Consider the following 24,987-nt stretch of genomic DNA (forward strand, 5'->3'; position numbering starts at 1 on the left):
GAGATCAGGGCGGGGCGCCCGCCGGTGAAAGCAATCACGCAGGCAATCACCACGGAAGCGTAGAGGCCGACCTTGGGGTCGACGCCCGCGATCACCGAAAAGCCGATGGCCTCGGGGATCAGGGCGAGGGCGACGACGATGCCGGAAAGCACGTCGCCGCGCGGATTGGAAAACCATTCCCGGGAATAGGCAGACAATCTGTTCATGAGAAAATTCGCAAGGGACATGCGGCCATACCCGATGAAGCGGGTTGGATGATGCTGTCACGACATTTGCGTTATCCGGCGGATCGGCGGCCGGAAGAGCCACCCGGAATTTCACCGGGTCCTTCTGAATGGCCTCCTTCTAGCGGCAAGGCGCAGGCCGAGGCAAGGCGAAAGGCCGCATCGGGGCAATTTTGTTGCGGCCGGCAGCAAATCGAGGGCGGCCGCGTTTTCGCGCTCAGCGCTCCTCCTTGCGGAAGGGCTTGAGCAGGGCCGCCGGTGCCACCGCGTTGCGCGACATCATCGCCATGGCCGCGATGGTGAGCAGGAAGGGCAGCATCAGGAAGATCTGATAGGGGATGTGTCCCAGGCCCACCGCCTGCAGGCGCAGCTGCAGCGCGTCGACGCAGGCAAAGAGCAGGGCGGCGCCGGTGGCGCGCAGGGGATCCCAGCGCCCGAACACCACCAAAGCGATGCAGATCCAGCCGCGTCCCGAGATCACGCCGAAGGTGAAGGCGTTGAACTGGGCCATGGTGAGGAAGGCGCCTCCGAGACCCATCAGGACGCCGCCCAGGATGACGGCCTCGAAGCGGCGGGCGGTGACGCTGATGCCGGCTGAGTCGGCGGCGCGCGGATTCTCGCCGACCATGCGCAGGCCCAGGCCCCAGGGCGTGCGATAGATCAGGAAAGCGGTCAGGGCAACGCCGATCAGCGCGAGATAGACCAGGGCGTATTGCTGGAACAGGATCGGCCCCAGGATCGGGATCTCGGCAAGGCCGGGGATTGGCACCGGCTGGAAGGCGGCGATGGTCGGCGGCGAGGCCTGCTGGCCGAACACCAGGCGATAGAAGAAATAGGCAAGGCCGGAGGCGAACAAGGTGATGCCGATGCCGGAGACATGCTGGCTGAGGCCGAGCGCCACCGTCAGCACGGCATGCAGCGCCCCGAGCAGGGCTCCGGTCGCGATGGCGGCTGCAACGCCGAGCCAGGGGCTGCCGGTAAAGTAGGCGGCAGTGAAGCCGGTCATGGCCGAGAGCAGCATGATGCCCTCGATGCCGAGATTGAGCACGCCCGCACGTTCGGAGATCAGTTCGCCGAGGGTGGCGAAGATCAGCGGGGTGGCGATGCGCAGGGTTGCCGCGAAGAAGCCGACCTGGAAGATCTGTTCGAGGACCAGGTTCATGCCGCAGCCCTCTGATAGCGCAGGCGATAGGAGGTGAACAGGAGCGCGACCAGCATGGTGAGCAGCGAGGTGCCCTGGATGACGTCGGCCAGGAAGACCGGCACGCCGGTGGCGCGCGACATCGCTTCCGCGCCGGTCATCGCCGCGGCGAAGAACAGGGCAGCCGGCACCACGCCGAGCGGGTTGAGCCGTGCCAGCATGGCGATCACGATGCCGCTATAGCCATAGCCCGGCGACAGATCCCCCATCACCTGGAAATGCACGCCGCCGACCTCGCCGACGCCGGCCAGGCCTGCTAGCCCGCCGGACAGCAAGGCGGTGGCGACCAGGATGGCATTGACCTTGATGCCGCCATAGGCGGCCGCCTCGGCATTCTCGCCGGTGACGCGGATGGCAAAGCCCAGCGTGGTGCGCGTGATCAGGAACCAGACGGCGGGGGCGGCCAGAAAGGCGGCCAGGACGCCCAGATGCAGCCGCGTGCCCTCGAAAAAAACCGGGAAATTGGCGCTGTCCTCGATCGGCGGCGAGATCGGATAGCCCGAGAGCGAATCCTTCCAAGGGCCTTCGATGAGGGCGAGCACGCCGAGCAGGATCACCGAATTGAGGAGAAGCGAGGAGACGACGTCGTCGACCTTGAGCTTCACCCTGAGAAGGGCCGGGATCAGCGCGGCAATGCCGCCGGCCAGCGCCCCTGCCAGCGCCATGGCGACATAGGCGAGCGGTCCGGGCATCGGAAAGGCGCCGACGAAGCAACTCGCCACCGCGCCGGCCATCAACTGGCCCTCGGCACCGATGTTCCAGAACTTGGCGCGGAAGGCGACAGCGACGGCGAGGCCGGTGAAGATCATCGGCGCGGCCTTCACCAGCGTCTCGGTGAAGGCATAGAAATCACCGAAGGCGCCCTTCAGCATCAGGCCATAGGCCTCGAACACATTGGCGCCTGCGAGCACGATCAGGCCGCTGCACAGGACGAGTGTGACCACCACGGCCAGCACGGGCAAGGTGAGATTCAGCCAGACGGGGGTGGATTGGCGGGGTTCCAGCCTCAACATCAGTGCTTGGCTCCGGTCATCAACAGGCCGAGTTTCTCGATCGTGGCTTCGCCGGCCGGCAGGATGCCGGCAACGCGCCCCTCATAGAGCACGGCGATGCGGTCGGAGAGGGTGAGCAATTCTTCCAGGTCCTCGCTGATCACGATCAGGCCACGGCGGCGGGCGCGCAGGTCGAGGAAGCGCTCATGCACGAAGCGGGCGGCGCCGACATCGAGGCCGCGGGTGGGCTGGGCCACGATCAGCACCTTCGGGTCGAAGGCAAGTTCCCGCGCCAGCAGGGCCTTCTGCATGTTGCCGCCGGACAGCGAGCCCGCCCGCGCCATGGGCCCGGGGCAGCGTATGTCGAAGGCCCGGATCTGCTCCTCGGCGAAGGCCTGGATGGCGCCCGGCTTGAGCAGGCCGCGAGCCGAGAAGGCAGCAGTGCCGACGCGCGGCAGCACCATCGAGTCGGCCAGCGGCAGGGCGGTGACCATGCCCTGCGTCATGCGATCCTCGGGGATGCGGCCGAGCCCCATCTCCTGCACGCGGCGCGGGCCATAGGGCACAACCTCGGCGCCGACGATCTTCAGTGTTCCGGCCGAAGGAGCGAGCATGCCGGCGACCACGTCCGCCAAAGCACGCTGGCCATTGCCGGTCACACCGGCAATGCCGAGGATCTCGCCCTCACGCACGGAAAGGGAAATACCGGCGAGCCGCATGCCGCCATGCCGGTCGGTCGAGACGTCATCGAGCGACAGGACCACGGCGCCGGGCTCGGAGGCGGGACGCTGTGGCGGCACGATTTCCTGGCCGCACATCAGCCGCGCCATCTCGGCCGAGGAGGTCCCGGCAGGTTCGGCGATCGAGCCGACGACGCGGCCATGGCGCAGCACCACGCAGCGATCGGTGATGGCGCGCACCTCGGTGAGCTTGTGCGAGATGAAGATGATGCCGAGCCCGTCGGCCGTCATGGCACGCAGCGCCTTGAACAGCCCTTCCGCCTCTTCGGGGGCGAGGACGGCGGTGGGTTCGTCGAGGATGAGGAGCCGCGCGCCGCGGAACAGGGCCTTGATCACTTCCAGCCGCTGCTGCTCGCCGACGGCGAGCGAGGACACCGGCCTGTCGGGATCGAGGCGGAGATTGAACTTGGCGGCGATCTCGCCGAGGCGGGCGAGGGCGCCGGCCCGGTCGAGGCGCCCGCCGCGGCCGGGCAGGCCGACCAGCAGGTTTTCGAGCACGCTCAGGCGCGGGGCGAGATGGAAGTGCTGGTGCACCATGCCGATGCCGGCTGCGAGCGCGTCAGCGGAGCTCTGGATGCGCCGTGCCTGCCCGTCGATCAGGATCTCGCCCTCGTCCGCCGCATAGGCGCCGAACAGGACGTTCATCAGCGTGGTCTTGCCGGCCCCATTTTCGCCGAGCAGGCCGACGATCTCGCCCGGACGCACCAGCAGATCCACATCCGCGTTGGCCTGGACGGCGCCGAAGCGCTTGGAGATGCCGCGCATCTCGACGAGGGGAGGAGGCATGATGAAGATCGCGTTGCGGTTGATGCGCAGGAAACGCCGCGGCTGGGACCGCGGACGTCAACGACATGCTTGCATGTCGTGATGTCCGCGGTCCCAGCCGCGGCGCCTCTTGTGGATAGGCCTCAGTCCGAGACCGGCGTGTTCTCGTCGACGTCGACACGGAAGGTGCCGGCGAGGATGTCAGCCTTCTTCTTCTCGACCAGATCCTTCACCTCGGCCGGCAGCAGCTTGTCGAACTTGTGATAGGGGGCGAGCGAGGAGCCGCCCTTGGCCATGCGCGAGAAGTCGCCGTAATCCTGGGCGGTGAACACCCCGGCGCGCACCATCTTGATGGCCTGCTGCACGGTCGGGTACATGTCCCAGACCGGGCCGGTGATCACGGTGTCCGGCCCCTGGTCCGATTGATCGGACATGTTGGAGATCGCGTAGATCTTCTTTTCCTTGGCCGCGTCGATCACGCCGAAGCGCTCGGCATAGATGACGTCGACGCCGCCGTCGATCTGGGCGATCGCGGCCTCCTTGGCCTTGGGCGGATCGAAGAAGGAGCCGATGAAGGTGACCTTCTTCTTCACCTGCGGATTGGCTTCCTTGGCGCCGGCAAAGAAGGCGTTCACCAGGCGGTTCACCTCGGGAATGCCCATGGCGGCCACGGCGCCGACGGTGTTGGACTTGGTCATCTTGCCGGCGATCAGGCCCGACAGGTAGGCCGGCTCATGGATCCAGTTGTCGAACACACCGAAATTGGGCTCGGCCGGGCCGGCACCGGAGCCGAACAGGAAGGCGGTCTTGGGGAACTGCTTGGCGGTGCGGCGGGATTCGCGCTCGGCGGCGAAGGCATCGCCCATCACCAGCTCATAGCCGCCCTGGGCATATTCGCGCATGACGCGACCGAAATCGGCAGCCTGGACCTTCTCGGAGAACTTGTAGTCGATGCCGAGTTCCTTCGCCGCCTTGGTGAGGGCGACATGGATCTGCTTGTCCCAGGGCTCCTCGATCGGGGTAGCGAAGATCGCGGCAACCTTGAGCTTCTTGTCGGAGGCGGCGAAAGCCGGCAGTGGTAGCCCGGCCGCGACCAGGCCGGCAGCGCCCAGCCCGATGAAATGGCGGCGCGACAGGCCTGTTTCCCCTTGAAGCAGGCTGCGATCTCTACGCGACATGTCATTCCCCTCTTTTGTCGGATAAAGTTTAAAACGGTTCGAAATACGGGATGGAACGTCTGGTTTGCCAAGCACTTGACGGCTCTTGCCGGAGCAATGTGCCCTGTGGCGCGACGCCTGTCCAGATGGTCAAATCAGGTTGGGCACCGGTCTGAAGACCGGCACACCACTCTTACCCCGCCGCCTTGGGCGCATAGCTCGCCGGATCGAGGCTGGCGGGTCGACCGGGCAGGTCGAGCGTGCTGCGCCGGGCCGGTGTCTGCGCAATCACCTTGCCACGGCGCACGACGGCGAGGCGGGTAGGGCGCATGCGCACGGCCTCGATCGTATCGGCCGCCTGCAGGATGACGAAATCGGCGTGGCAGCCCTTGGCAAGGCCATAGTCTTCCAGCCCCATCACGGCGGCCGGCACCGAGGTCACCGCTTCGAAGGCCCAGCGTATCGCCTCGCGGCTGGTCATCGGCACGGCATGCACGGCCATATGCGCGACATCCAGCATGTCGGCGCCACCGAGCCCGTACCAGGGATCCATCACGCAATCCTGGCCGAGCGCCACGGGAATGCCGAGCGCGCGCATCTCGGGGATGCGCATCAGGCCGCGACGCTTGGGATAGCTGTCGTGGCGGCCCTGCAGGGTGATGTTGATCAGCGGATTGGCGATCGCGAAGATGCCCGCCTCCAGGATCAGCGGCAGCAGCTTGGAGACATAATAGGAATCCATCGAGTGCATGGAGGTGAGATGCGAGCCGGCCGCCCGCCGGCCCAGGCCGAGGCGATGGGCCTCCGCCGCCAGCGTCTCGATATGGCGCGAATGGGGATCGTCGCTCTCGTCGCAATGCAAATCGATCATCAGGCCGCGCTTGGCGGCGATGGCGCACAGCGCTTTCACCGAGGCGGTGCCGTCTTCCATCGTGCGTTCGAAATGGGGAATGCCGCCGACCACGTCGACACCCATGTCGAGCGCCCGCTCGAGATTCCCGGCGGCGGTGGGCGAACGGTAATAGCCGTCCTGCGGGAAGGCGACGAGTTGCAGGTCGAGATAGGGTTTCACCCGGGCCTTGACCTCGAGCAGGGCTTCCACCGCGAGCAGGCGGTCGTCGCAGATGTCGACATGGCTGCGCACGGCCAGCAGACCCTGGCTGACGGCGAGGTCGCAATAGCGCAGCGCCCGTTCGATCACCGCCTCATGGGTCAGCATGGGCTTGAGCTCGCCCCACAGCGCAATCCCTTCCAAAAGCGTGCCCGACTGGTTGAGCCTGGGAAGGCCCAGCGACAGCGTGGCGTCCATGTGGAAGTGGCAGTCGACGAAGGGCGGCGCCACCAGATGTCCGCCGGCATCGATGCGCTGGGCGGCCTCGGCCGCAATGCCCGGCTCGATGGCGGTGATGCGTCCGCCCGTTACAGCGATGTCCTGGCCGGTGCGTCCGTCGGGCAGGGTGGCGTTGGTGACGATGAGGTCGAGCGACATCGAGGCGGTTCCGTTGAAAATCGTTCAGGAAGGAAGGGCGATTGTCATCATGGGCGGTTTGACGGATTCGGCCAATGGCGCAAGCGATCTTGCCCTCAATGCAGTCCACCGAAGGGTAGGTGCTCCGATTTGTCATAGCCGGGCTTGACCCGGCTATCCAGAAGCCACACGTGCAAACCGGCAGGAAGAGCTGGATTGCCGGGACAAGCCCTGCAATGACAAAGGTCGCGTAAAATCGAAGAAGCTTAAGTGAAGCGCCCGGCGCCCGGCCCTCACCCCGCCGGCCTGAACGGCTTGGCCAGCGAGGCCGGGAAGTGCAGGGCCAGGATCTGACGGTTGCGTGAGATCAACACCAGCACCACGATGGTGGCGAGATAGGGCAGGGCCGAAAGCAACTCTGAGGGCACGGCAAGGCCGAGCGCCTGGCCCTGCAATTGCAGGATGGTCATGCCGCCGAACAGCCACGCGCCGAGCAGGACGCGCAGCGGCCGCCAGGTGGCGAACACCACCAAAGCCAGCGAGATCCAGCCCTTGCCGGCCGTCATGTTCTCGACCCAGAGCGGCGTGTAGGCGACCGAGAGATAGGCACCGGCAAGGCCCGCCATCAAGCCGCCGAACAGCACGGCCATGTAGCGGATACGCACGACGGGATAGCCGATCGCATGCGAGGTCTCCGGCGACTCGCCCATGGTGCGCAGGACCAGGCCGGCCTTGGTGCGATAGAGGAACCAGCTGATCGCCGCGAACAGCACGAAGGCGAAATAGACCATCGCGTCGAAGCGGAAGAACATCGGCCCGATCACCGGAAGCTGGGAAAGCATGGGGATGTCGAGCGGCTTCAGGGCCTCGATCGGGGCGCTGCCGAAATTGCGTCCGACAAAGGCGGAGACGCCCGAGCCGAAAATGGCAAGCGCCAGGCCGGCGGCATATTGGTTGGTGAGGAAGGTGAGAGCGAGCACGCCGAACAGCAGCGAGGCCGCGGCGCCGGCCAGCGCGCCGATCAGGATGGCGACGGGCATGGGCATACCAGCCATCACCGCCCAGAAGGCGAAGGCGGCGCCCATCAGCATCATGCCCTCGATGCCCAGATTGAGGACGCCGGATTTCTCCACCACCAATTCGCCGAGGGCGGCATAGATCAGCGGCGTGGCGGCGATGATGGTGCCGGTGAAGATCGCGATGGTGAGGTCCATCAGGCATGCTCCCGCACGGGGCTGAACCGGTAGAAGATGAAGAAATCCGCAGCGAGCAGGAAGAACAGCAGGATGCCCTGGAAGATGCGGGTGAGGGAGGAGGACAGGCCGATGGTGAGCTGCACGCTTTCGCCGCCGAGGAAGAGCAGCGACATCAACAACCCGCCGAGCACGATGCCGAAGGCGTTGAGCCGGCCGATGAAGGCGACGATGATCGCAGCAAAGCCGTAGCCGGGCGAGATCTGTGGAGATAGTTGCCCGAGCGGTCCGGACAGTTCGGCCATGCCGGAAATGCCCGCGGCCGCGCCGCCGGCGAGCAGGCCCGTCCACACCGCCGCGGATTCGCGGAAGCCGGCATAGCGGGCGGCAAGCGGGGCCGCGCCGCTGACCGACATCTTGTAGCCAAGGAAGCTGCGGTCCGTGAACAGCCACATCGCCACCACACCGATCACGGTGAGGATCACAGAGGTGTTGAGGCGATAGGCATCGTCGAAGACGGGAAACATCGCGGCCGGGGGCAGCAGCGCCGTCTGCGGATAGTTGAAACCGGCGGGATCGCGCCAGGGGCCATGCACCAGCCAGGACAGCAGCAGGCCGGCGATATAGGTGAGCATCAACGTGACCAGGATCTCGTTGGTGTTCATCCGCGCCCTGAGGAAGGCGGGAATTGCGGCCCAGGCCATGCCCGCCAGCGCGCCCGCCAGGATCATCAGCGGCAGCAGCAGCCGGCTTTCCGGATCGGGATAGAACAGGCCGACGCCGCAGGCGGCGATCGCCCCGATGATCAATTGGCCCTCCGCGCCGATGTTCCAGACATTGGCGCGGAAGCCGACGGCGAGGCCGCAGGCGATCAGGATCAAGGGTGAGGCTTTCAGCAGCCATTCCGAGACGCCGTTCATCGAGTTCAGCGGCGCGATGAAGAAGGCCTGCAGGGTCTGGAGCGGATCCTGGCCCAGCGCTGCGAACAGAATGGAGCCGACCAGCAAAGTGAGCAGGACCGCGACCACGGGCGCGGCGAGGCGCATGGCGGCGGATGGTTCGGGTCTTTGTTCGATCTTAAAGCGCAACGGAACTGCTCCCACCATTCTGGCCCTGGCCACCGATCCTGGTCATGAGCAGGCCGACCTCCTCGCGATTGGTTTGGCTCCGGACGAGGGGAGGCGAGACGCGCCCCTGGCAGATCACCAGCAGCCGGTCGCAGATCTCGAAGAGCTCGTCGAGTTCCTCGGAAATCACCAGCACGGCCGCGCCCGCACGGCTGAGATCGATCAGCGTCTGGTGGATGAAGGCGGCCGCGCCGACATCGACCCCCCAGGTCGGCTGGGAAACCAGGAACAGGTTCGGCGCCAGCGCGATTTCCCGCCCCACGATGAATTTCTGCAGATTGCCGCCGGAAAGGCTGCGCGCGCTGGCGCGCGGGCCGTTCGCCTTCACCTTGAATGTCTCGATGACGCTGCCGGCAAAGCCCATCGCCCGCTTGCGGTCGACCAGGCCATGGCGCACTAGGTCCTTGCCATGGGCCGTGAGCACGGCGTTCTCCCACAGCGCATGCGGCGGCACGGCGCCACGGCCGAGTCTCTCCTCCGGCACGAAGGCGAAACCGCGCCGGCGCCTGGCGGCGGCATCGAACCGACCGACGGCCTGTCCGCCGAAACGGATGGCCTCATGATCGGCGACAGCCCGCTCGCCGCTGAGGGCGGCGATCAGCTCGGCCTGGCCATTGCCCGAGACGCCGGCGAGGCCGACGATCTCGCCACCATGCACCTCGAAGCCGACATCGTGCAGGGCGACACTCCCCTTGTCGGATGGCACCGACAGGCCGCGTACCTGGAGGACCGGCCCGGCGCTGCGTGTCGAGGGCGTGACCTTCATTTCCGGCAGGGTCGAGCCGACCATCAGACGGGCCAGTTCCACCGATGTGCTCTGCTTGGGCTTGGCGGTGCCGGTCACCCGGCCATTGCGCAGTACGGTGGCGGAGTCGCAAAGCGCCTGCACTTCGTCGAGCTTGTGGCTGATATAGAGGATGCTGCAGCCTTCGGCGGCGAGCTGGCGCAGCGTCTCGAACAGTTTCACCACCGCCTGCGGCGTGAGCACCGAGGTCGGCTCGTCCAGGATCAGGATCTTGGGCGTGCGCAGCAGGCAGCGCACGATTTCGACGCGCTGGCGTTCGCCGACGGAGAGGTCGTGGACCCGCCGCCGGGGATCGATCGGCATGCCGTAGCGTTCCGACAGCGCCGTGATCTGTCCGGCCAGTTCTTCCAGCCGGAAAGGGCCGGGGGCGCTGAGGGCGATGTTCTCGACGACGGTGACGGACTCGAACAGGGCGAAATGCTGGTAGACCATCTCGATGCCGAGGGCGCGCGAACTGGCCGGGTCATGCGCATCGATCGGCCTGCCGTCGCAAAGGATCTCGCCGGAATCGGCCCGGGCCGCGCCATAGATGATCTTCATCAGCGTCGATTTGCCGGCGCCGTTCTCCCCCAGCACCGCATGGATTTCCCCGGGCATGATCGAGAGCGAGATGCCGTCATTGGCAACGACGCCGGGATAGCTCTTGGTGATGTTGCGCAGTTCGAGGCGCGGGGGCATGGCCGGTCCTGAATTGGCTGGACGTGATGGGGTGGGCGCGCAAGGGCCCACCGGAGAGTTGGCCCCTCCGGTGGGAATCTTGCCGATGAAGCGTCAGCCGAGCTTGCCGATCATGCCCTTGACGAACCAGTTCATGCCGCGGATGTCGGCATCCGTGGCCACCGCGCCGGCCGCGACCTTGACGGTGCCTGCCTGGTCCTTGAGTTCGCCCGCATAGGGGTGGACCTTGCCCGAGCCGATGTCGGCCTCCAGTTGCTTGAGCTTGGTGACCACGTCCGAAGGGATGGCTTCGTTGTAAGGCGCCATCTTGACCACGCCGCCGGCGAGGCCATCCCAGCGTGCCTCTGGCTTCCAATTGCCATCGGCCACGCCTTTTGCCGCGCGCACATAGTCGCTCGACCAGTCTATCGTGAAGGCGGTGAGCTGCTTGCCGGCGCCGAACTTCGACATGTCGCTGGCATAGCCGATCGACCAGGCGCCGCCTTCGCCGGCGACCTGCACGCCGGTCGCGGTATCGGTCATCGAGCAGATCACGTCGCAGCCTTGCGACAGCAGGGTCTTGGCGGCCTCCTTCTCCTTGCCGGGGTCGAACCAGGAATTGAGGAAGATCGCGTTGCAGGTGATCTCCGGCTTCACGCTCTGGGCGCCGAGCAGCAGCGCATTGGCGGGGCCGACGATATCGGGGATCGGGAAGCCGCCGATGAAGCCGATCTTGCCGGATTTGCTCATATAGGCTCCGGCGGCGCCGGCGACGAAGGTGCCCTCGTAATATTTGGCTTCGAAGGTGCCGAGATTGGCCAGGTGCACGATGCCGGAGCAATGCTCGAAGGCGATCTTGGGGAAGCGCGGCGCCACCTTCTGCAGCGGCGTGCCATGCGAGAAGCTGGTGCCGAAGATCAGCTTGTTGCCGGACGAAGCAAGCTCGCGGAAGACGCGTTCGGCGTCCTGCGGCATGAAGATGTTGTCGATGACGGTGATCGCGACCTTGTCGCCGAATTCCTTCTTGATCGCTTCGACGCCGAGGCTGTGCTGCTTGGTCCAGCCGATATCGGCGATGGGCGAAACGTAGACGACGCCGATCTTGAGCGGCTCATCCGCATAGGCGCGGCTCGCGAAGCTCCCGGCTCCCAGGGCAGCGCCGGCCATGCCGGAATATTGCAGGAATTTGCGCCTCGTCAGGTCGATCATGATGGCAGTCCTCTGTTGGCTCGGTGAATGCCCGGCTTGTCGCCGAGTCTGTATGGAAGTGTCTATTTCGAAGTGTGGCTATGGCGATGCTTTGCCGCCTCACCATTGCTTTTCTGGGCGGTTTCTCGACGGGTCCGCAAAGTTTCGCTGGCTTCCGGCTCCAGATAAGGCTCAAGGGCTTCGCGGGGCGACAGTTCCGGGAAGACCTGCCTATCCATGATATAGCCGCGCACCACGCTGCGATGATGGGTGTCGATCAGCTCCATCGCCTGTTTGAGGCGCCCCTTCTCGAGCAGGTCGATCACCCGCGAATGATCGTCGATCAGGTTGCAATAGTCGAAATCGGCGGTGACCAGCGAGCGCAGCAGCGTGGTCCGGCGGACGAGCTGGGCATGGATGTCCTGCATCACCTTGTTGCGGCTCAAACGGACGAAGATCGTGTGGAATTCCTGGCCGAGGACATCGGCCAGGGCATCGTTGCCGGCGGCGATGGCCTGGCGCTGGCGTTCGACATGCTGGCGCAATTCGGCCCAGCCGGCCGGACCGAGCCTGTCGCTGAGCTGCGCCGCCACGCCCTGTTCGACCAAGGTCAGCGCGTCGTAGATCTCCAGCGCTTCCTGCATGCCGGGGCGGGCGACGAAGGCGCCGCGATTGCGCTCGATCTGGGCGAGGCCGTCATCGGCGAGCCGGATCAAGGCCTGGCGCACCACGATGCGGCTGACGTCGAAGATCTCGGCGAGCTCCCGTTCGCCGAGCTTGCAGCCCGGCACCAGCCGGTGCTCGATGATGGCCCGGGTCAGGATGTCGGCTATTGCCTGCGAGCGGCTGCTCATGCCCAATACCTCCCGCGCCGGCAGCACGGCATGTCCGAACTGCCTGCACCATATCGGTATTCAATCCTCTCTCCCTGTCAATCAAGAATCATTCTTTGTCGTGCAATTTTTAATTGATTGATATCCAATCCTGTGGTTCCAATGCCCGTAACGGAGCTAGGTTCATGGGGAAGAGCTAGCCGAGGGGAGGGTGCGATGAGCCAAGCAACCCTTTGTAGCGACCAAGTTCTTCTGAACGACTGGCATGTGATTGCCGACCTGGCGAACCTGATACCCGGCAAGCCCTTCCAAACCCGCCTGCTCGGCGTGGCGCTGGATATTCGCAGGGACGACAGCGCCGATTGGCGGGTTGTCCGTCAGGGCGATGGGCGCGCTGTTGTCTCGACCAGCCGCTACGGTTTTCTGTGGGCCTGCCTGGGCGTGGCGGAGCGCGACATCCCCCTCGTGCCCGAAGCCGTGGAGGAGGATCGCTATCTGGTGACCGGTGGCTCGATCGCCGTCCGTGCCTCCGGGTTGCGGGCCGTCGAGAATTTCCTCGACCTGGGCCATCTTCCCTTCGTGCATTCGGGCACCCTGGGAGAGGAACCTCATACCGAAGTAGCGCCCTATAACGTGCGGGTGACCGAGGCCGACGAGATCCTGGCGACCGAATGCAAGTTCTTCCAGCCCTTTGCCTCGCCCTCGGCGGAAGGAGGCTTCTTGGTCGACTATGTCTACAAGGTGATCCGGCCCTATACGGTGGCGCTCTACAAGAGCAATTCCGTGCACAAGGAGCGCTCCGACGTGATCGTGCTGTTCGTCCAGCCGGTGGACGAGGAGAATTGCGTGGCCCACCCCCTGCTTTGCTATGTGAAGGACGGTACAGGCGAGGCTGCCATCCGCGGTTTCATGCAGTTGATCTTCGCCCAGGACAAGCCGATCCTGGAGAACCAGCTGCCCAAGCGCCTGCCGCTCGATCCGCGCGCCGAGACGCCGATCCGGGCCGACGCCGTCTCCGTCCATTACCGGCGCTGGCTCAGGGACCATGCGGTCTCCTACGGCGCCATACCGGCGCGGCTTTGAAGTCTGCGCCGACGCAAATCAAGAGGAACAATGATGATCGAGACACGCTGCAAGGATCCGGTGACTCTCAATCTCTGGCATCCGCTCGCGGCCATGGCCGAGACGGCCGCCGGCAAGGTCGCCGAGACGGTGCTGCTGGAGGAAAGGCTTGGCTATGCGATCGATGAGCGCGGCAATGCGGCCGTCTGGTTGAAGCGACCGGGGCTTGCCGCGAGCGATCCGGTCGATGTCGAAGCCCTGGGAGACACACTGCCGGTCAAGCTAGCCTATGGCTATGTCTGGACCTCGCTCGGCACGCCGCCTGCGGAGCTCTTCCCCATTCCGGAATTCGCCGAACCCGATCGCCGCCGCTTGAATGCCGCCAGTATCGGCGTGAATGTCTCGGCGCCGCGTGCCATCGAGAACTTCCTCGACATGGGCCATTTTCCCTATGTTCACACCGACATCCTCGGCGCCGAGCCGCATACCGAGGTGAAGGAATATGACGTCGAGATCTCTGTTGACCGCGACGAGATCCTGGCGACGCGCTGCCGCTTCTTTCAGCCCATGGCCTCGACTGTCTCCACCGGGGGGGCCGATGTCGACTATGTCTACCGCGTTCCCCATCCCTTCTGCTCGGTGCTCTACAAATCGAGCCCGGCCGACGAGAGCCGGCGCGACGTCATCGCCGTCTTCCTGCAGCCGGTCGACCAGGAGCATGTCCGCGCCCACATGATGCTGTGCGTCCTCGACGAGGAGAACGAGGACAAGGTGATCAAGCGCTTCCAGCAGACCATTTTCGGGCAGGACAAGCCGATCCTCGAAAACCAGTTCCCCAAGCGTCTGCCACTCGATCCCAGGGCCGAGACGCCGATCCGCGCCGACAAGTCGGCGATCGCCTATCGCCGCTGGCTCAGCCAGAAGGGTGTGACCTATGGCGTCATCCCGGCCGCGACCTGACAAAGACCCGATTTTCGGAGACCACTATGCTCGAGACCGCCAAGACCCGCTGGCATCCCATTGCCGCGTCGCATGACCTGCCGTTCCGCCATGTCTTCCATGGCCAGTTGCTCGGCCGCGAATTCGCCGTCTGGCGCGCCGATGACGGCTACGTCAACATCTGGGAGAACCGCTGCCTGCATCGTGGCGTGCGCCTGTCGATCGGCATCAATGATGGGCGCGAGCTCAAATGCCAATACCATGGCTGGCGCTATTCCAACCGCACCGCGGGCTGCACCTATATCCCGGCCCATCCGGCCGATGCCCCGGCGCGCACCATCACCAACCGGACCTTCGCCTCGGTGGAGCGCTACGGCCTGATCTGGTCGGCCGAGGAGCCGATCGGCGAGGTGCCGGAGATAACGGGTCTTTCGGAAGGCAATCTCCTGGCCCTGCGCGGCATCCCGGTGAATGCGCCGCCCGAATTGGTGGCGGAGGGGCTGAAAGCCTATCGTTTCCAGCCAAGCGATGCCTTGGCGGGCTCGTCTGCCGAGGCGGTGGTCGAGGCTGCCAACGGCTTGAGCGTCGCGCTGCGCTCGAAGGAAGGCGAGCACTCGACCCTGGCGGTCTTCTTCGTGCAGCCGGTCGATTCCAACCGCTCCGTCATCCGCGGCGTGCTCGACGTCATTCCTGAAGGCGCCGCCCGGCCGGCGGTGCTGCGCCATCACAACGAGCTCCTGTCGAAATTGCGTGACAGGCTGGAACGCGAGGCGGCTGACCGGCCGACGCCCGCGCTCCTGGAGGCAGTGATCGAGCGGGTCTCGCCCGAGCTTGCCGAAATGCCTGAACTCACCGCGCATGGCCGCAAGGCCACTATTCGCGTCGAGGTGGCGCGCAAATGGCCGGCGGCCGACGGCATTGCCGGGTTCGAACTGCGCCCGGTGAAAGGCCTGCTGCCGACCTTCCAGCCCGGCGCCCATATCGACGTGCATCTGCCCAATGGCCTGATCCGCCAATATTCGATCACCAACGGTCCGGGCGAGGCCGACCGCTATGTCATCGGCGTCAAGCTGGAGCGCGACTCCAAGGGGGGCTCGTCCTGCCTGCACGAGACGGTGCGCGAAGGAGACGTGCTGGCGATCTCCGATCCGCGCAACAATTTCCCCCTGCGCCGGGATGCCTCGAAGACCCTCTTCATCGCTGGCGGCATCGGCGTGACCCCGATGCTGGCCATGGCCCAGGCGCTGCATCACCAGGGGCTGGCGCATGAGTTTCACTATTTCGCGCAGAACGAGGGCCAGCTTGCCTTCCGCGATAGGCTGGATCTTCTGAAGGCGACGCTGGTGCCGCATCTCGGGCTCGGCCCGGAAGCGACGGCGGCGAAGCTGCGCGAAATTCTTGGTTCCTATGACGGCGACACGCATCTCTATCTCTGCGGCCCCGGGCCGATGCTGGAGGCGACGCGGGCCATCGCCGCCGAGCTCGGCTGGCCGGAAGAGGCAGTGCATTTCGAGTATTTCAAGAACACCAAGGAGATCGACGACTCGTCCAGCTTCGAGATCGCCCTGGCGCGCTCGAACATGACGCTGACAGTGCCGGCAGGCCGCACCATCCTGGAAGTCATGCGCGAGGCCGGCATCGACATGCCTTCGTCCTGCGAGCAGGGGGCCTGCGGTACCTGCCTGTGCTCGGTCATCGAGGGTGAACCCGATCACCAGGACGTCTATCTCACCGAAGCCGAGAAGAAATCGGGCACCAAGATCATGACCTGCGTGTCGCGTGCCAAATCCGCCCGCCTCATTCTCGATCTCTAGCGCAACGATAATTTTTGTAGCCGTCATTGCGAGCGTAGCGAAGCAATCCAGTCTCTCGAGTGCGGCTAAGCCTGGATTGCTTCGCTCCGCTCGCAATGACGAAACACCACTCTTCCTGCAAGACTGCAATTCTGGGATATGACCGTGATCAAGCTCTACGACTACGAACTCTCCGGCAATTGCTACAAGCTGCGCCTGCTGATGGGCATTCTCGGCATGGCCTATGAAACCGTGCCGGTCGATTTCTATCCCGGCCGCGAGCACAAGTCTGACTGGTTCCTCAGGATCAATCCGCTCGGCCAGTTGCCGGTGATCGAGGATGACGGGCTGGTGCTGCGCGATGCCCAGGCCATCCTCGTCTATCTCGCCGCCAAATATGATGCCGGGGGTGGCTGGTATCCGCAGGGCAATCCCGCTTTGCTCGGTGAGATCAGCCAATGGCTGGCCTTCGCCGACGGCATCACCGCCACGGCCTCGGCGGCGCGGCTGCATGACGGCCTGTTCTACGAACTCGACGTCGAGGCGGCGCGATCGGGCGCCCATCGCCTGTTCCGTATCCTCGACGAGCATCTGTGGTTCGGCGAGCAGGAAAAGCGCGACTGGCTCTGCAGCGCGCCCCAGCCGACCATCGCCGACATTGCTTGTTTTCCCTATGTGATGTTGTCGGAGGAGGGTGGCATTCCCCGCCAGGACTATCCGGCGATCCGCCGCTGGTCCGACAGGGTCAAGCGTATCAAGGGCTTTTCGGTGATGTCTGGCGTCTTCCCCGCTGGCCCGGCGAAAGCGGCGTGACCGGCACGCCGCTTTCGGTTTTCTTCAGCCCGCCACCAGCACCGAGGTCTCGGCGAAGCGGGTGACGTCGATCAGGCCCTTGTCGGAGATGCGCAGCTCCGGGATGACCACCAGCGCCAGCAGCGAATGCTGCATATAGGCGTTGTTGAGCGTGCAGCCGCATTCGCGCATCGCCTCGACCAGCCGGCTCGCCTTCCCGGCCACGATCTCGGCCCGCTCGTCAGACATCAGGCCGGCCACCGGCAATTCGACCAGGGCGAGCTCCCGACCCTCGCTGATCATCACGATGCCGCCGCCGACCTCACCCAGCCGGTTGGCGGCCAGCGCCATGTCGCGCTTGTTGGTGCCCACCACGATCATGTGGTGGCTGTCATGCGCCACGGTCGAGGCCATGGCGCAATCCTTGGTATAGCCGAAGCCGGACACGAAGGCGTTGACCACCTCGCCGGTGGCGCGGTGGCGCTCGACCAGGGCGATCTGGCAGACATCGTTGGCCCTGTCCATGCCGACGATGCCGTCCTCGACCGGCAGCTTCCTTTCCAGCGCCTTGGTGGGGGCCTGGTTCTCGACCACGCCGATCACCCGGGCCGTGATCTCGGAGGCGCCGGGTGCGGCGATGTCGAAATCCGGGGCCTCCAGGCGCTTGCCGAGCCGCACCGTGTTGCAGGCACTGTCCGGATAGGCATAACGGGGGATTTCCGCCGTCAGAGCGCCATGCTCGGCCAGCAATTCGCCGCGGGCGAACACCATCTCGACCGGCAGCGCCGCGAGGTCCGAACTGATGATCAGGTCGGCGCGGCGGCCCGGCGCGATCGAGCCGAGCTCCCGTTCCAGGCCGAAATGCTGCGCGGTGTTGAGCGTCGCCATCTGGATGGCGGTGACAGGCTTCAGGCCCTGGGCGATGGCATGGCGCACCACCCGGTTCATGTGGCCGTCATTGACCAGCGTGCCGGAATGGCTGTCGTCGGTGCACAGGATGAAGTTGCGCGGATCGAGGCCGCATTCGGTGATGGCCTTGACCTGGGCGGCGACGTCGTACCAGGCCGAGCCGAGGCGCAGCATGGCGCGCATGCCCTGGCGCACGCGGGCGATGGCGTCGTCCAGCGTGGTGCCCTCGTGATCATCCGCCGGGCCGCCGGCCGCATAGGCGTGGAAGGCGCGGCCGAGATCGGGGGAGGCGTAGTGGCCGCCGACGGTGAGACGGGCCGCCTGGGTGGCAGCGATCTCCGCCAGCATCTTGGCATCGTTCGAGGCGACGCCCGGGAAGTTCATCATCTCGCCGAGCCCGATGATATTGGGCCAGGACAGGGCCTGCCTGACATCTTCCGCGCTGAGTTCGGCGCCGGCGCGTTCCAGCCCTGGTGCGCTCGGCACGCAGCTCGGCACCTGCACCAGGATGTTGATCGGCAGGCTTTGCGCCTCGTCGTTCATCAGCTTGACGCCGGGCAGGCCGAGCACATTGGCGATCTCGTGCGGATCGATGAACATGGTTGTGGTGCCATGCGGGATGACGGCGCGCGCGAACTCGGTCACCGTGACCAGGCCGCTTTCGACATGCATGTGGCCGTCGCACAGGCCCGGCACGAGATAGCGGCCGGCGGCGTCGACGACCCTGGTCTCCGGGCCGATGGCGTGGCCGGCATCGGGGCCGACATAGGCAAAGCGCCCGGCCGAAACGGCGATGTCGGTTCCCGGCACGATCTCGCCGGAATAGACGTTCACCCAGCGCCCGTTGCGGATGACCAGATCGGCCGGCGTGCGGCCCATGGCGACGTCGACAAGCCGGGGCGCGATTTCAGACCAGGGCTTCAGCATGTCCTGCTGTCCTTTCAATTCGGAGAAGTGACGGGCGGGCGTCGAGGCGCCCGCCCGCGCGGATCGTCAGGCCTGCACCTGCAAGACCAGCATGGCCGCGAGCACCGCCACGAACCACATCACCGGCCTCACTTCGCCTGGCTTGCCGGCGAGAAGCTTGAGCAGCACATAGGCGATGACCGCGAGCGACAGACCGAGCGTGATCGAGAAGGTGAGGGGAATCAGCACGATGGCGAGGAAGGCCGGGATGGCGTCCTCCATGCTCGACCAACGGATGCGGCCCATCGGCTCGGACATGAACAGGCCGGTGAGGATCAGCACCGGCGCCGTGGCGATGGCCGGGACCAGGGAAAGCAGCGGCGACAGGAACAGGAAGGGCAGGAAGAGCAGGCCCGAGACCAGCGCGACCAGGCCGGTGCGGCCGCCCTGGGCGATGCCGGCGCCCGATTCCAGATAGACCGTGGCCGGGCTGGTGCCGAGCGGCGCCGAGATCAACGCGGCGACGGCGTCGACATGCATCGACTGCTTGACGTTGCGCGGCATGCCGTTCTCGTCCTTGAGGTCGGCAGCTTCGGCCAGGCCGAGGAAGGTCGACAGCGCCTCGACGAAATTCGTGAACAGGAACACGAAGATGAAGGGCGCATAGGCAAATTGCAGGGCGCCGAGCAGATCGATCTTGCCGACGAAGCTGAAATCGGGGGCGGCGGTCAGCCCGCTCCAGTTGACCAGCGTGTGCAGGTCGGGCGTGCCGGCATTGAAGGCGGCGCCATCGCCCCACCAGCGCCCGATCGGGATGGCGAGAAGGGTGGTGGTGATCATGCCGAGCATCATGGCGCCGGGCAGCCGGCGCACCACCAGCGCGACCGTGACGATGAAGCCGGCGATGAAGGTGAGCGTCACGGGCGAGAAATGCGTGAGCCCGACGATGGTATCGGCATTGGAGACGATGAACTTGGCGTTGACCAGGCCGATCAGCGCGATGAACAGGCCGATGCCGCAGGCAATGCCATAGCGAAGGTCTGTCGGTATCGCCTCGATCACCGCCGTGCGCAGGTCGAGGAGCGCCATGATGGTGAAGAGCACGCCTGCCCAGAGGACGCAGCCGAGCGCGATCTCCAGCGGCACCTTGGCGCCGAGCACCATCGTATAGGTGAAGAGGGCGTTGATGCCCATGCCGGGCGCCACCAGGATCGGGCTGCGGGCATAGAGCCCCATGGCGCAGCTGCCGATGAAGCTGACCAGCACGGTGGCGGTGACGCCGGCCGAGAACGGGATGCCGGCCGGCAGCAGGATCGCGGGATTGACGACGATGACATAGGATGCCGCCAGGAAGGTCGTCAGCCCGGCCAGGATCTCGGTGCGAACCGTCGATCCGAAGTGCGATATCTGGAAGTAGCGGTCGAGTGCGGCGGCGAGCCAGGATTGGCCCTCGCCCGTTCCCCTTGCCTCGACATCGGTTTGATAGCCCATTTCTCCTCCCCTCAGAATTATTGTCGTTATGGAGCCGGGCAGAGGCTGTCTATGCCGCTGCCCCGATGTCGTTACCCGCTGCTTGGATCAGTGGCGAGATCACCTTCAAATTCACGCAGTCGACCACGCCCAGATCGGTGATCGCATAATCGGGAATCGCGGTGATCTGCAGCACGAACATGTACATGAACGGCCAGGGCAGGTCGCAGCCGAGGCTCCGTACCGCGTCGTCGAGCCGCAGTTCCTTCTCGGCCATCGCCGCGGGGTCGATATCGGCGACGATGCCGCCGACCGGCAGATGGAGGAATTCGAGCACCTTGCCGTCGCGCACCACCACCTGGCCGCCCTGGTTGGCGATGAGATGGTTGATGGCAACGGCCATGTCCTCGACATTGGTGCCGATGCAGATGATGTTGTTGTCATCGGGCGCGGTAGAACTGGCCATGGCGCCCGCCTTCAGGCCGAAGCCGGAGGTGAAGGCGACGGGGCGGTTGCGCGTCTTGCCGTAGCGCTCGACCACGGTGATGTACTGCACGTTCTGGCCGATATCCGCCTGGATGCGGCCCTCCTTCACTGGCAGCGACACGTCGCGCCGCGTGCGCACGAAGATCTTCTCGGGCGTCACCGCGATCGCCAGGACGTCGGCGCTGTCGCCGGAGCCGCTGAAGGGCACCGCAATCTCCTCGGGTTTGATCGGCTCGAGCTTGATCGAGTGCAGCAGAGCCTCGCTGCGCGGCGGCGGCGCGAGCTCCACGGCCATGCTGCCGTCGCGCGCCGCCAGGGCGCCCTTGGCGATCACCGCCTCGATCTTGAAGTCGCGCAGGTCGTTGACCAGCAGGATGTCGGCTGCCCGGCCCGGCGAGAGCGAGCCGACCTTGTCGTCGATCCTCAGGGCATCGGCCCCGTTGATCGTCGCCATCTGGATCGCCGCCATCGGGGAGATACCCATGGCGATCGCCATGCGCACCATGTTGTCGAGATGGCCGCGCGCCAGGATGTCGCTGGCGACGACGTCGTCGGTGCAGAAGCTGATGCGGCGCAGCGCCTTCACGCCCATTTCGGTGACGATGCGCAGATTGTCGGACAGGAAGTGCGAGATCGAGGATTCGCGCACCACCACATGCATGCCGGCGCGCAGTTTCTCCAGCATCTCCTCGGGCGTGTAGCTCTCATGGTCGGCGCGTACGCGGGCCTGCTGGTAGGCGTCGAGCCGGGCGCCGCGCGTCATCGGGCAGCAGCCGAGCAAGGGCAGGCGGCTGGCCTCGGCGATCTCGATCGCCTTGAGCACGTCGGCATCCTCTTCCTGGATGAACTCGCGCACCGTCTCCCAGATGCCGACGCATTCCGGCCAGTGATGGGTGGCGAGGTGATCCTGCGGGCCGAAATAATGGCCGACGGTGGAGCGGGGCATGGTGTAGGGCGTCTTGCAGGGTGCGCCCCAGAACACTTTCAGCGGTGTCTGTCGTGCCTCGTCGAGGAATTCGCGGGCCGCGGCCGGGCCGCCCACCACGATGATCTGGTCGAGGCCCGTGACGATCGAGGTGGTGCCGAGCGGCACCACGGCCTTCGCGAAGCTGGTGATCGAGAGCTTGGAGCATTCGACATGCAGATGGCCGTCGATCATGCCCGGGCAGAGATATTTGCCGCTGGCATCGATGATCTCGGTCTCCGGTCCGACATGGTCGGCGATGTCGCCGACGGCGATGATGCGGTCGCCGAGAATGGCGATGTCGGCCTGGTAGATCTCCTCCGACACCACATTGACCAGCCGGCCGCCGCGAACCGCCAGGCTCGCCTTGGCACCGTGCCCCGACGCGGCGCGAATGAACTCCCGTATATCCGTCACTGAAACCTCCCTGGATTGGGAGGGAGTATTCCGGCAGAGCATCGTTTACACAACTGGCCGAATTGGGCTATCCGATGAACTGATCGTCCAATTCTTTGAACGAAATTGAGGCCGGCATGGATCTTTCCATCATCGATTGCTTCGTGAAAGTCGCGGATGCCCGCTCGATCTCGGCCGCCGCCCGGCTGCACCGCTTGCCGAAATCGACGCTCAGCCACCGCATCCGCCAGCTCGAGGACGAGTTCGGGGTCGAACTCTTCGTGCGCGAGGGCCATCACCTCCATGTCACCGATGCCGGCTCTGAATTGCTGCGCCATGCCCGGCGCATCCAGGCGAGCTGCGAGGATGCGGCGACGGCGATGGCGGAGATGCGCCACGAGGTGGCCGGCACGCTGCGGGTCGGTTCCACCGGCGAATTCGGCACGACCATCACCTCCGAGCTGCTCTTCGCCTTCCGCCAGAACTATCCGCAGGTGGTGCTCGACGTGGTGTTCCTCACCTCGCGCCAGCCCTTCTCGGATGTCACCGAACTCGCCCTCGACGGCATCTTCCATTGGGGCGAGCCGTCTGAGATCGACTATGTCAGCCGCCGCCTGGCGACGGCCTCCTACGGGCTCTATGCCAGCCCCACCTATCTCGACCGCCACGGCCTGCCTGAAACGACCGACGATCTCGCCCGCCATCGCGGCCTGATCTTCCGCCAGCCCACCCGCCCGCAATCCTGGTATCTCGCCGATGCGCAGGGCACCGAGACCGACATCCTGCCGCCGGTGAGCTGCATGACCAACGACTACTGGACCCTCAAATATTTCGCGGTGGCCGGCGAGGGCATCGCCTATCTGCCCGGTTTCTTCGTCGAGACCGAATGCGAGCACGGCCTGCTCGCGCCTGTCTTGCCGCAATGGCGTTCGCCGGAGACGGCGATCAACCTGATCTACTCCCGGCGCCGCCACGTCTCGCGCCGTTTCCGGGCCTTCGCCGATTTCTGCGCCGATTTCTATCGCGACCGTGAAAAGGGAAGGGTTCCCCGCTACTATGTCGAGCGGGTTGGCTGATCCCGGGGCGATCAACTCTTTGAAAAGACAGGAAAATGCTGTAAGAGCCTCGGGCGCTCGGTGGCCGAGGCCCTCCTGATGGGCGCTGCGAGCGCAAAAGAGCAACGAAAGCAGCATGTTGGACAGAGACTTTTCCATCGCCCCGATGATGGACTGGACGGATCGTCATTGCCGGTTCTTCCATCGCATCCTCTCGGCGAAGGCCTTGCTTTATAGCGAGATGGTGACCACCGGTGCCGTTATTCACGGCGACCGGCAGCGTCTGCTCGGCTTTTCGGGCGAGGAACATCCCATCGCCGTGCAGCTCGGCGGTTCCAATCCGAAGGACCTGGCCACCTCGGCCCGTATCTGCGCCGATTTCGGCTATGACGAGATCAATCTCAATGTCGGCTGCCCGTCCGACCGCGTGCAGGAAGGGCGGTTCGGCGCCTGCCTGATGGCGGAGCCAGAATTGGTGGGTGAATGCGTTGCCGCCATGAAGGCCGCCGTCGACCTGCCCGTCACCGTCAAATGCCGCATCGGCATCGACGAGCAGGACCCCGAGGCTGCACTCGATCGTATCACCGCCACCGTCCGGGCCGCCGGCGTCGACGCCCTGATCGTGCATGCGCGGAAGGCCTGGCTGAAGGGCCTGAGCCCCAAGGAGAACCGCGACGTGCCGCCGCTCGACTATGGCCGCGTCTACAGGCTGAAGAAAGCCAACCCTGACCTCAACATCTCCATCAATGGCGGCATCAAGGCCGTCGAGGAGTGGGGCACGCATCGAGCCTGTCTCGATGGCGTCATGGTCGGGCGCGAGGCCTATCAGAATCCCGAGATCCTGCTGGCTGTCGATCCCACCCTGTTCGGCGTGGCGGCGCCGGTTGCCGACGGCTTCGAAGCCATCGAGGCGATGGCGCCCTATATCGAGGCGCAGCTGGCGCAGGGCGTTCGGTTGAGTTCGATCACCCGTCATATGATCGGCCTCTTCCCGGGCCGGCCGGGCGCGCGGCTCTACCGGCGCCATCTCGCCACCGAGGCGGTCAAACCCGGGGCCGGGCTCGAGGTGCTGTTCGAGGCAGCCGCGCATGTCCGCCGCGCCATCGAGGCCAAGGCCGCCTGATCGCCGATCGCACGCCGCTCCCGCCAAAGTGAATCGCCTCGTCCCGCCGGAGCGCTATGCTGCCTCATCGGGGACGCAGTTGCGTCGCGGGGGCGCGGAGTTTGCATCATGACGAAACCCTATCGGCTTGCCGGCCTGCTGGCGCTTGCCTTCATCCTGCCGGCCCAGGCGCAGGAGACCCCGCGCAAGATCTTCCGCGGCACGATCGAAGCGATGGACAGCAAGGGGCTCAGCCTCAAGACCAAGGACGGCCAGAGCGTCTCGATCCATCTCACGCCTGACTGGAAGGCCCGGCTGGTGGCGCCGATCGGCGTGGAGGCCATCCATGCCGGCAGCTTCATCGGCACGGCGCAGATCCCCCAGGCGGACGGCTCCGGAAAATCGCTGGAGGTCCATGTCTTTCCGCCCGGCGTCAAGAGCGGCGAGGGCGAGCGGGACTGGGATTCCCAGCCGGGCGCCCGCATGACCAACGGCACGGTGGGGGGCGAGGTCGTCTCGACGGACAAGGGCAGGGAGGTCACGCTCAGCTTTCCCGGCGGCAGCCGCAAGATCGTGATCCCGCCGCAGGTTCCCGTGGTGCAGTTCAATGCGGCCGAGCGGACGATCATCAAGCCTGGGATTGCCGTTTTCGTGGTGGCCCAGCCCGACGGCAAGGACTGGCGGACCAACAGCGTGGCCACCGGCCAGAACGGCGCCGCGCCGCCGATGTGACGACAGTAGGAGCGCGGACATCGCGACATGC

21 protein-coding genes and 1 other annotated feature are annotated in these 24,987 nt (G+C 65.5%); of the genes, 7 read left to right on the top strand and 14 right to left on the bottom strand.

Annotation, left to right across the window (positions count from 1 at the left end; translation table 11 throughout):
* From BA190_RS12030 to BA190_RS12080, 11 genes are all read right to left on the bottom strand, one after another.
* A partial coding sequence (locus tag BA190_RS12030) for a SulP family inorganic anion transporter (protein WP_162275095.1) occupies positions 1–206 on the bottom strand: 206 nt, incomplete at its 3' end.
* A gap of 69 nt (positions 207–275) precedes the next feature.
* Positions 276–331, bottom strand: a sequence feature (sul1 is cis-regulatory element that is thought to sense ions involved in sulfur or methionine metabolism; They are found in Alphaproteobacteria).
* 110 nt (positions 332–441) lie between these two features.
* Complete coding sequence (locus BA190_RS12035) at positions 442–1,386, bottom strand: ABC transporter permease (protein WP_068286868.1); 945 nt, start codon at positions 1,384–1,386, stop codon at positions 442–444.
* Complete coding sequence (locus BA190_RS12040; RefSeq protein ID WP_068286871.1) at positions 1,383–2,438, bottom strand: ABC transporter permease; 1,056 nt, start codon at positions 2,436–2,438, stop codon at positions 1,383–1,385. Before BA190_RS12040 ends, BA190_RS12035 begins: the two co-directional genes overlap by 4 nt.
* The gene (locus BA190_RS12045) at positions 2,438–3,943 is read right to left on the bottom strand and encodes an ABC transporter ATP-binding protein (RefSeq protein WP_068286874.1); all 1,506 of its coding nucleotides are present in this window, start codon (positions 3,941–3,943) and stop codon (positions 2,438–2,440) included. Before BA190_RS12045 ends, BA190_RS12040 begins: the two co-directional genes overlap by 1 nt.
* Before the next feature lie 122 nt (positions 3,944–4,065).
* Positions 4,066–5,100: a BMP family protein gene (locus BA190_RS12050; protein ID WP_068286876.1), complete on the bottom strand. Its 1,035-nt coding sequence runs from the start codon at positions 5,098–5,100 to the stop codon at positions 4,066–4,068.
* Positions 5,101–5,272: 172 nt separating this feature from the next.
* A complete protein-coding gene (locus tag BA190_RS12055; protein ID WP_068286880.1) occupies positions 5,273–6,568 on the bottom strand; it encodes an amidohydrolase family protein in 1,296 nt (431 codons plus the stop codon).
* Positions 6,569–6,840: 272 nt separating this feature from the next.
* Positions 6,841–7,761, bottom strand: coding sequence for an ABC transporter permease (locus BA190_RS12060; protein ID WP_068286887.1), 921 nt, complete (start codon positions 7,759–7,761; stop codon positions 6,841–6,843).
* Positions 7,761–8,828 (bottom strand): ABC transporter permease, encoded by a 1,068-nt coding sequence (locus BA190_RS12065; protein WP_068286891.1) that lies wholly within the window; start codon positions 8,826–8,828, stop codon positions 7,761–7,763. Before BA190_RS12065 ends, BA190_RS12060 begins: the two co-directional genes overlap by 1 nt.
* Positions 8,818–10,350 (bottom strand): ABC transporter ATP-binding protein, encoded by a 1,533-nt coding sequence (locus BA190_RS12070; protein ID WP_068286905.1) that lies wholly within the window; start codon positions 10,348–10,350, stop codon positions 8,818–8,820. Before BA190_RS12070 ends, BA190_RS12065 begins: the two co-directional genes overlap by 11 nt.
* Positions 10,351–10,443: 93 nt before the next feature.
* Positions 10,444–11,538: a BMP family ABC transporter substrate-binding protein gene (locus BA190_RS12075; RefSeq protein ID WP_068286908.1), complete on the bottom strand. Its 1,095-nt coding sequence runs from the start codon at positions 11,536–11,538 to the stop codon at positions 10,444–10,446.
* Positions 11,539–11,600: 62 nt separating this feature from the next.
* On the bottom strand, positions 11,601–12,371 hold the full coding sequence (locus BA190_RS12080; protein ID WP_068286910.1) for a GntR family transcriptional regulator: 771 nt from the start codon (positions 12,369–12,371) through the stop codon (positions 11,601–11,603).
* A gap of 195 nt (positions 12,372–12,566) precedes the next feature.
* On the opposite strand from BA190_RS12080, the gene BA190_RS12085 reads away from it, so the two are divergent.
* The 4 genes from BA190_RS12085 to BA190_RS12100 all read left to right on the top strand — a co-directional run bounded on the left by BA190_RS12085 (position 12,567) and on the right by BA190_RS12100 (position 16,957).
* Positions 12,567–13,433: an aromatic ring-hydroxylating dioxygenase subunit alpha gene (locus BA190_RS12085; protein WP_068286913.1), complete on the top strand. Its 867-nt coding sequence runs from the start codon at positions 12,567–12,569 to the stop codon at positions 13,431–13,433.
* A gap of 33 nt (positions 13,434–13,466) precedes the next feature.
* Positions 13,467–14,372 (top strand): aromatic ring-hydroxylating dioxygenase subunit alpha, encoded by a 906-nt coding sequence (locus BA190_RS12090; RefSeq protein ID WP_068286916.1) that lies wholly within the window; start codon positions 13,467–13,469, stop codon positions 14,370–14,372.
* Positions 14,373–14,398: 26 nt separating this feature from the next.
* The gene (locus BA190_RS12095) at positions 14,399–16,165 is read left to right on the top strand and encodes a 2Fe-2S iron-sulfur cluster-binding protein (protein WP_068286920.1); all 1,767 of its coding nucleotides are present in this window, start codon (positions 14,399–14,401) and stop codon (positions 16,163–16,165) included.
* Between the two features lie 144 nt (positions 16,166–16,309).
* Complete coding sequence (locus BA190_RS12100) at positions 16,310–16,957, top strand: glutathione S-transferase family protein (RefSeq protein WP_068287668.1); 648 nt, start codon at positions 16,310–16,312, stop codon at positions 16,955–16,957.
* Between the two features lie 24 nt (positions 16,958–16,981).
* Here BA190_RS12100 and ade read toward each other — a convergent pair whose 3' ends face one another.
* From ade to BA190_RS12115, 3 genes are all read right to left on the bottom strand, one after another.
* The gene (gene ade, locus BA190_RS12105) at positions 16,982–18,772 is read right to left on the bottom strand and encodes an adenine deaminase (RefSeq protein WP_068286923.1); all 1,791 of its coding nucleotides are present in this window, start codon (positions 18,770–18,772) and stop codon (positions 16,982–16,984) included.
* Positions 18,773–18,838: 66 nt separating this feature from the next.
* The gene (locus BA190_RS12110) at positions 18,839–20,242 is read right to left on the bottom strand and encodes an NCS2 family permease (protein ID WP_068286926.1); all 1,404 of its coding nucleotides are present in this window, start codon (positions 20,240–20,242) and stop codon (positions 18,839–18,841) included.
* A gap of 49 nt (positions 20,243–20,291) precedes the next feature.
* Entirely contained in the window at positions 20,292–22,088 is a 1,797-nt protein-coding gene (locus BA190_RS12115) for an adenine deaminase (RefSeq protein ID WP_068286929.1), read from the bottom strand.
* Between the two features lie 116 nt (positions 22,089–22,204).
* Between BA190_RS12115 and BA190_RS12120 the strand changes: the two genes are divergently transcribed.
* From BA190_RS12120 to BA190_RS12130, 3 genes are all read left to right on the top strand, one after another.
* Positions 22,205–23,143: a LysR family transcriptional regulator gene (locus BA190_RS12120; protein WP_068286932.1), complete on the top strand. Its 939-nt coding sequence runs from the start codon at positions 22,205–22,207 to the stop codon at positions 23,141–23,143.
* 85 nt (positions 23,144–23,228) lie between these two features.
* Positions 23,229–24,245 carry a tRNA dihydrouridine(20/20a) synthase DusA gene (gene dusA / locus BA190_RS12125; RefSeq protein ID WP_256390529.1) on the top strand — a complete coding sequence of 339 codons (1,017 nt, stop codon included), beginning with the start codon at positions 23,229–23,231 and terminating at the stop codon, positions 24,243–24,245.
* Positions 24,246–24,353: 108 nt separating this feature from the next.
* Positions 24,354–24,956, top strand: coding sequence for a hypothetical protein (locus tag BA190_RS12130; RefSeq protein ID WP_068286938.1), 603 nt, complete (start codon positions 24,354–24,356; stop codon positions 24,954–24,956).
* Positions 24,957–24,987: the final 31 nt, after the last annotated feature.

The organism is Labrys sp. WJW, from assembly GCF_001676615.1.
In the GTDB taxonomy this organism is placed as follows: Bacteria; Pseudomonadota; Alphaproteobacteria; order Rhizobiales; family Labraceae; genus Labrys; species Labrys sedimenti.

What these genes read in the sequence shown, in the direction of transcription:
- BA190_RS12035 (WP_068286868.1), bottom strand. Translation starts at nt 1,386, where the DNA reads ATGAACCTGGTCCTCGAACAGATCTTCCAGGTCGGCTTCTTCGCGGCA.
- BA190_RS12040 (WP_068286871.1), bottom strand. Translation starts at nt 2,438, where the DNA reads ATGTTGAGGCTGGAACCCCGCCAATCCACCCCCGTCTGGCTGAATCTC.
- BA190_RS12045 (WP_068286874.1), bottom strand. Translation starts at nt 3,943, where the DNA reads ATGCCTCCTCCCCTCGTCGAGATGCGCGGCATCTCCAAGCGCTTCGGC.
- BA190_RS12050 (WP_068286876.1), bottom strand. Translation starts at nt 5,100, where the DNA reads ATGTCGCGTAGAGATCGCAGCCTGCTTCAAGGGGAAACAGGCCTGTCG.
- BA190_RS12055 (WP_068286880.1), bottom strand. Translation starts at nt 6,568, where the DNA reads ATGTCGCTCGACCTCATCGTCACCAACGCCACCCTGCCCGACGGACGC.
- BA190_RS12060 (WP_068286887.1), bottom strand. Translation starts at nt 7,761, where the DNA reads ATGGACCTCACCATCGCGATCTTCACCGGCACCATCATCGCCGCCACG.
- BA190_RS12070 (WP_068286905.1), bottom strand. Translation starts at nt 10,350, where the DNA reads ATGCCCCCGCGCCTCGAACTGCGCAACATCACCAAGAGCTATCCCGGC.
- BA190_RS12075 (WP_068286908.1), bottom strand. Translation starts at nt 11,538, where the DNA reads ATGATCGACCTGACGAGGCGCAAATTCCTGCAATATTCCGGCATGGCC.
- BA190_RS12080 (WP_068286910.1), bottom strand. Translation starts at nt 12,371, where the DNA reads ATGAGCAGCCGCTCGCAGGCAATAGCCGACATCCTGACCCGGGCCATC.
- BA190_RS12085 (WP_068286913.1), top strand. Translation starts at nt 12,567, where the DNA reads ATGAGCCAAGCAACCCTTTGTAGCGACCAAGTTCTTCTGAACGACTGG.
- BA190_RS12090 (WP_068286916.1), top strand. Translation starts at nt 13,467, where the DNA reads ATGATCGAGACACGCTGCAAGGATCCGGTGACTCTCAATCTCTGGCAT.
- BA190_RS12095 (WP_068286920.1), top strand. Translation starts at nt 14,399, where the DNA reads ATGCTCGAGACCGCCAAGACCCGCTGGCATCCCATTGCCGCGTCGCAT.
- ade (WP_068286923.1), bottom strand. Translation starts at nt 18,772, where the DNA reads ATGCTGAAGCCCTGGTCTGAAATCGCGCCCCGGCTTGTCGACGTCGCC.
- BA190_RS12110 (WP_068286926.1), bottom strand. Translation starts at nt 20,242, where the DNA reads ATGGGCTATCAAACCGATGTCGAGGCAAGGGGAACGGGCGAGGGCCAA.
- BA190_RS12120 (WP_068286932.1), top strand. Translation starts at nt 22,205, where the DNA reads ATGGATCTTTCCATCATCGATTGCTTCGTGAAAGTCGCGGATGCCCGC.
- BA190_RS12130 (WP_068286938.1), top strand. Translation starts at nt 24,354, where the DNA reads ATGACGAAACCCTATCGGCTTGCCGGCCTGCTGGCGCTTGCCTTCATC.